Annotated in this window: 8 protein-coding genes; 6 read left to right on the forward strand and 2 right to left on the reverse strand. The window is 65.9% G+C overall.

The features are described from left to right. The 4 genes from NS2_RS34845 to NS2_RS34855 form a co-directional block, all read left to right on the forward strand. Window positions 1–380, forward strand: a 380-nt coding sequence (locus NS2_RS34845) for a hypothetical protein (protein ID WP_261772336.1), incomplete at its 5' end; no start/stop codon positions are given. Further along, window positions 310–540 carry a DUF6879 family protein gene (locus NS2_RS38655; RefSeq protein WP_369524826.1) on the forward strand — a complete coding sequence of 77 codons (231 nt, stop codon included), beginning with the start codon at window positions 310–312 and terminating at the stop codon, window positions 538–540. The genes NS2_RS34845 and NS2_RS38655, both read left to right, overlap by 71 nt. Next, window positions 516–893 carry a DUF6879 family protein gene (locus NS2_RS34850; protein ID WP_197707883.1) on the forward strand — a complete coding sequence of 126 codons (378 nt, stop codon included), beginning with the start codon at window positions 516–518 and terminating at the stop codon, window positions 891–893. Before NS2_RS38655 ends, NS2_RS34850 begins: the two co-directional genes overlap by 25 nt. Further along, a complete protein-coding gene (locus tag NS2_RS34855) occupies window positions 890–1,732 on the forward strand; it encodes a helix-turn-helix domain-containing protein (protein ID WP_052486830.1) in 843 nt (280 codons plus the stop codon). Before NS2_RS34850 ends, NS2_RS34855 begins: the two co-directional genes overlap by 4 nt. Window positions 1,733–1,799: 67 nt before the next feature. Here NS2_RS34855 and NS2_RS34860 read toward each other — a convergent pair whose 3' ends face one another. Next, a complete protein-coding gene (locus NS2_RS34860) occupies window positions 1,800–3,389 on the reverse strand; it encodes a glycosyltransferase family 39 protein (RefSeq protein WP_147207432.1) in 1,590 nt (529 codons plus the stop codon). 254 nt (window positions 3,390–3,643) lie between these two features. Here NS2_RS34860 and NS2_RS34865 point away from each other — a divergent pair, with 254 nt between their 5' ends. Then, window positions 3,644–4,831: a 3-ketosteroid-9-alpha-monooxygenase, oxygenase component gene (locus NS2_RS34865; RefSeq protein ID WP_033091614.1), complete on the forward strand. Its 1,188-nt coding sequence runs from the start codon at window positions 3,644–3,646 to the stop codon at window positions 4,829–4,831. Window positions 4,832–4,904: 73 nt separating this feature from the next. On the opposite strand, the gene NS2_RS34870 is transcribed toward NS2_RS34865, so the two are convergent. Further along, window positions 4,905–5,327 (reverse strand): hypothetical protein, encoded by a 423-nt coding sequence (locus tag NS2_RS34870; protein WP_033091613.1) that lies wholly within the window; start codon window positions 5,325–5,327, stop codon window positions 4,905–4,907. Between the two features lie 92 nt (window positions 5,328–5,419). Here NS2_RS34870 and NS2_RS34875 point away from each other — a divergent pair, with 92 nt between their 5' ends. After that, window positions 5,420–5,983: a TetR/AcrR family transcriptional regulator gene (locus NS2_RS34875; protein WP_033091612.1), complete on the forward strand. Its 564-nt coding sequence runs from the start codon at window positions 5,420–5,422 to the stop codon at window positions 5,981–5,983. The last annotated feature ends 3 nt before the right edge of the window (window positions 5,984–5,986 follow it).

Here is a 5,986-nt window from a genome sequence, read left to right on the forward strand (position 1 = left end):
GGGGGGAACCTCACAAGTCCACGCATATCGCTGGACCGAGAGGACTGATCATGCAATTGCGGTTCCTGGGCAGAGGCGGCACCGGCGGTGGGGGATGCCCGTCGTTGTACTCCACCGATCACGGTAGTTACCTCGTACAAGGCTGGGCCACCGATCAGCCGAGCACGGTGGAGATCCCACACCTACTGCTCGGGTTCGCCGAGCCGGACACGTTTGTCGGGGCTTGGATGGACGACAGCGGCAGAGGCACGTTCTTGCCGTCCGGTCGGCCGATCACCGACCGAGAGACGCTGTCGCAGCTGGACCTGTATGCCGACGAGACAGCCATCGAGGTCCCCAAGCGCGAGAGGAATTTCTACGGTGCTACCGCTACAAGATGAGGGATTCGACGACCTGCTTCGCGACTGCAAGTACGAGGCGTTTCATTTGGAGGTGAAAGACACTTACGAAACCCCGGAGGAGACAGAGCCATTCCGCAACTTCTTGGAAGGGCGGTCGGCGGACGATGACTATGGGTGGTGCGCAGGTGGCTCGATTTGATCCAGGAGACCACTGCGCGCGGTGTCCACGTACGCCGTGCCCGAGTCGTCACGGTCCCGCATACCGATTACACGCGGTGGCTGCTGGAGGTGTCTCACCAGAACATCACTGCCGGGGAAGAGATCCGGTACCTGTCCCGGCAACTGATCGATACCGACCGGCTGACAACAGATGATTGGTGGCTGTTCGACGACGAGGCGGTGGCTTTCACGGTGTTCGAGCCCGCCGGGCGCTGGGCCGGTGGTGCGCTGACCACGGATCGGAAGATCGTGAACTACATCCGAGAGGTGCGGGATCTGGTGTGGGAAGCCGCAATTCCGCACGCCGAGTATCTGTCGCGCGGTAACCGGTGACGAGCGCTGTTCACGAGCAACGGGAAGCTCTCGGGCTACGGCTTCGGGAGCTTCGCCGTGACGCCGGGCTGACGGCCCGCCGATTGGCCGAGCTGGCGCATTGGCACGAGTCGAAGGTCTCGAGGATCGAGTACGGCAAGCAGCAGCCCTCGGAGGCTGACCTCCGGGCCTGGTGCGCCCACACCGGCAGTGACGATCAGCTGGCCGACCTGATTGCGACGCTCCGCAACATCCAGGCCGCGTATCTGGAATGGAAACGGCTGCTCGGCACCGGAACCCGTCGCCGCCAGCGACTTTCGATCAAGCTCGAGGGCGAGACCGGATCTATGCGATGGTACGAACCCGCGTTGGTGCCTGGCCTGTTGCAGACACCCGAATACGCGGAAGGTGTGCTACGCAAGATCATTTCGTTCTACCGGGTGCCCGACGACCTCGATGAGGGGGTAGCCACTCGTATCGAGCGTCAGCATGTCCTGTACCGAGGCGACCATCGATTCTCGTTCGTGATCGCCGAGCAGGTCCTTCGGACCACCGTGGTCGACGACTCGGTGATGCTGGGCCAACTCGACCGACTCATGACCGTGATGACGCTGCCGAGGGTGCAACTCGGGATCGTGCCCGAGCGCGCAGTGTTCGAAGGTCCGGCGATGAACGGGTTCATCATGTTCGACAACCGGCTTGTACACGTCGAAACCGTGAGCGCCGAGCTGTCCATCACCCAGCCGCGAGAGATCGCCCTCTACAGTCGAATGTTCACTCAACCGGCGGAGCAAGCCGTCTACGGGGAGGCCGCCCGCGGACTGATCCGCGCCGAGTTGGAGGGCCGTCGGCGCAGGTAGATTCGAGCGAACCGCTGTGCGCCAATTCGGGCGAACTGATCGGCATTTTCTTGTGCGGCGTGGTGGGTCAGATGCCGCTCGGGAAGGTGAGGGTTTGGAGGCCGGGCCAGGTTTCGGACCAGGGGCGTAGCGGGTTGTGGCAGATGTAGACGGTGATGAGGCGTTCCAGGCCGGGGAGGCCGTTGGGGTTGTTGATTTTCTGGAATTCGGTGGTGGTGGCGAATTTTGAGAGGAAGTCCTTGTCGCCTACGCCGTCTACGGAGAGGTAGATGATGGTGTGGGCGGAGTCCGGGGGTGGGCCGAAGTAGCCGAAGCCTCGGTTGGGGCTGTAGACCGGGGGGAGGTCGTATTTGCGGCCGAATTCTTCCAGGGCGCTGGCCTGTACGTAGGCGGCGGCCACTACCGCGGTGTTGGTGCGTTCGGATTCGGGGAGGCTCTTGACGGCGTCGTTGACGGCGGCGGTAAAAGTGGCGTAACCGTCTGGGCCGTACCAGGATTCGCGCATCCAGTATTGGGCCTGGTCGGTGATGGGGGTGGAGATGGTGGTCAGGCTCTTCGGGAGGGGGATCCAGCTCTTGGGGAGGGGGATGGCGACCATCCACAGGGCGAACGCGATCGCCGAGACCACGGCCGTCGCATTGACCAGGCGGCGGGCCGGGAGTTTGAACTCGAGGGTGCTCAGGGTGAAGGCGCCGGCGCCGAGGAGGGCGGGCCAGAAGCCTGCGACGTAGTAGGAGCGGCCGTTTTCGACGAGGACGACCAGGACCAGCAGGAGGCCCGCGATCAGGGCGAAACGGTAGGGGCGCAAGGGTTCCAGGCGCGCCATGCCCCACAGGCCGAGGAGGCTGAGGAGGCCGCCGATCAGGCCGCACTGGATGGCGATTTCGATGGCGCAGATCAGTGGGCCGGTGTTGGCGGCGTGCTGTTCCTGCGAAATGATCTCGGTCATCTGGGATTCCACCCAGCCGTGCCGGGTCTGCCAGATGATGCCGGGGACCATGGCGACGACCATGATCAGAGTGCCGATGTAGAGCGCGGGGCGGCGCAGCACCTCGCGGGGGCCCGCCACCAGGACGCCGATACCGAGCATGGCCCAGACACCGGGGACCATCCACTTGGCTTGGAAGGCAACGGCGGCCGCCACGCCCGCGGCGATCAGCAGCCAGTCCTGGCGGGCTCGCACCCACCGGATCAGCAGGTAGACGATCAGCGCCTGCAACGGGATGTCGAAGGTGAGGGTGATCAGCTGGATCTGGTCGAAGGCCAGCGGTGAGACGGCGTAGGCGAGGGCGGCGAGAACCTGGTATCGGGCTCCGGCGCCGAGCGCGCGGGCCGTGGCGGCGGAGATGACCGCCGCGGCGGCCATCAGTGCCAGCGCAGGAATCCGCAGTGCCAGCACCGAACCCGGCGCTATCGAATCCATCAGGTGCGCGACGAACGGCGCGAGCGGCCCCTGGTCGGGGTAGGCCCAGGCGAGCCGGCGTCCGGCCGCCACGAAATACAGCTCGTCGCCGAAGTAGTTGATCCGCGCCGCGGCGATGCCCATGATGGCGGCAAAGCCGAAGGAGACTGCCAGCACGCCCTTCCAGGCGAAGGCTGCCCGCTCGGCGACTGGTTCGACGGTGCCCAGTTGGGTCACCGTACCGGTGGTGGCCATCTTCCTCCTCGAACGCGAAACTCCCGGCGGAGACCGAATTTCGGTGGGCCGGGCGCCGATCCTACTGTGAAGCGAAATTGTTTCGCATCCCGTTCGGCAGACTATCCGGTCTGCGGTGATCGGTCGCCCCCGGCTTTCTGGGGCTTGCTCAGCGAGACGTTCTTCCCGGGAGCCCTACCGATGAGTACCGCCGCGTTGTACCGTATTAAGCGTCAGTGATTAGAACACGTTCTAGTTTCCGGTGGGAGCTCATCATGGCAGTGACGCCGCAGGGTCGGGTCGGCAAGGTACGCGAGATCGATGTGGGTACCGCGCCGACGCGGTACGCGCGCGGCTGGCACTGCCTCGGCCTGGCCAAGACGTTCCGGGACGGCAAGCCGCATCAGGTCTCGGCCTTCGGCACCAAGCTCGTGATCTTCGCCGACAGCAAGGGCGAGTTGCACGTGCTCGATTCCTACTGCCGCCACCTCGGCGGCGACCTGAGCATGGGCGAGATCAAGGGCGATTCGATCGCCTGCCCGTTCCACGACTGGCGCTGGGGTGGCAATGGCAAGTGCACGGGCATCCCCTACGCCCGCCGCGTGCCGCCGCTGGCCCGCACCCGCTCGTGGATCACGCTGGAGCGCAATGCCCAGCTGTTCGTGTGGCACGACCACGAGGGCAATCCGCCGCCGGACGAGGTGACGATCCCTTACATCGAGGGGCCGTACACCGATGCCGACGGCACCGGATCGGACACCCTCGGCGACGGCTGGACCGAATGGACCTGGGAGTCCATGGTGATCGAGGGCTCCAACTGCCGCGAGATCATCGACAACGTCGTGGACATGGCCCACTTCTTCTACATCCACTTCGCGTATCCGACGTTCTTCAAGAACGTCTTCGAGGGCCACGTGGCGACCCAGTACCTGGACTCCGCGGCCCGCCCGGACAAGGGCATGGCCACCCAGTACAGCGGCAACTCCACCCTGAAGTCGGTGGCCTCGTACTTCGGCCCGTCGTACATGGTCAATCCGCTGACCAACAACTACAGCGGTTTCGAGCTCGAGACCGTCCTGATCAACTGCCACTATCCGATCTCGCAGGACGCGTTCGTGCTGCAGTACGGCATGTCGGTGCGCAAGCCGACCGGCATCGACGACGCCGCGGCCGATCGCATCGCCGAGAAGATGACCGTCGGCATCGGCGAGGGCTTCCTGCAGGACGTCGAGATCTGGAAGCACAAGTCCAAGATCGAGAATCCACTCTTGACCGAGGAGGACGGCCCGGTCTACCAGCTGCGCCGCTGGTACGACCAGTTCTACGTGGATGTCGCCGACATCGACCCGAAGTCGGTGCAGCGCTTCGAATTCGAGGTCGACACCACCAAGGCCAATCAGGCCTGGGAGGCCGAGGTGGCCGAGAACATTCGGCGCCAGGCCGAAGGGGACGCGCTCAACTGACGGAACGCGGCCGGACGCGGCCCGGACGGGGTGAAATCGCCTCGCCCGGGCCGCGTTTCGGTTGGCGCCGGCGTCAGTTGGCGGCGGCGGTGACCGCGGCGATCAGTGCCTCGCCGGTGTAGGCCCGCCCGCCGATGCCCCAGCCGCCGTCGGGCGCATTGAGAATATTGACCCAGATGTCTTCGCGCCGATGGCCTTCGGTGGCCAGGCCCGCGACGATATCGGTGGCCGCGGTGATGAACGCCGCGCGCGCCGCCGGATCTGGCAGCCCGATATTGGGCAGTTTGAGCTCGACCATGACGACCGGCCGGTTCACCCCGTCGGCATAGATATCCGCCGCGGGCAGCAGATGCACTGTGCCGCCGATGATTCCGGTGAAGAAGTCATTGCCTGTCCCGCCGCTGATCTCGGCGAGCGCGGCGGAGAGCGCGGGCAGGATTTCGCGTTCGCCGCGAGCGGTGAGGACGCCGCGGGGCGCGGTCACGGTGATGGGCACGGGATGCTCCGTTCTCGACTCGCTAGTACGCACGTACTAGCGAGTCGAGTGTGTACTAGGATGGTCGTACTAGTCAACGGTTGGGAGGAAGCATGGCGGCGACCACGCGGGATCGAATGATCGACGCGGCCATCGACGCGCTCCGCACGAAGGGCGTCGCGGGCATGTCCTTCACCGCGGTCCTGGACGCCAGCGGCGCCGCCCGCGGCGCGATCTATCACCACTTCCCCGGCGGCAAGACCGAATTGGTGGCCACCGCCGCGGCCCGCAACGGCGAACAGGTCCGCGATCTTCTCGCGGCCCTGCCCGCCCCCGACCCGCTGACCCTGGTCGAAGCCTTCCTGACCCTGGTCCGCCCGGTCGTCGCCGCCTCCGCCGAGGGCGCGGGCTGCGCCGTCGCGGCCGTCACCGTGGATCCCGACAGCGGCGACCTGCGCACCGTTGCCGCGACGGCCTTCGATTCCTGGACAACGACTCTGGCCGAGCGCCTGACCGCCGCCGGTGTCGAACCGGCGGCCGCCGCGGACCTGGCCACCACCCTGCTGACCCTCTTGGAGGGCGCGCACGTGCTGTGCCGCGCCGAGGGCACGATCGCGCCCTTCGACCGCATGTCTCGTGCCGCGACCGATCTGGTCTGGCACCGCTTCGCGGCCTAGTAC

The sequence above is a fragment of the Nocardia seriolae NBRC 15557 genome (assembly GCF_007990715.1).
Lineage (GTDB): Bacteria > Actinomycetota > Actinomycetes > Mycobacteriales > Mycobacteriaceae > Nocardia > Nocardia seriolae.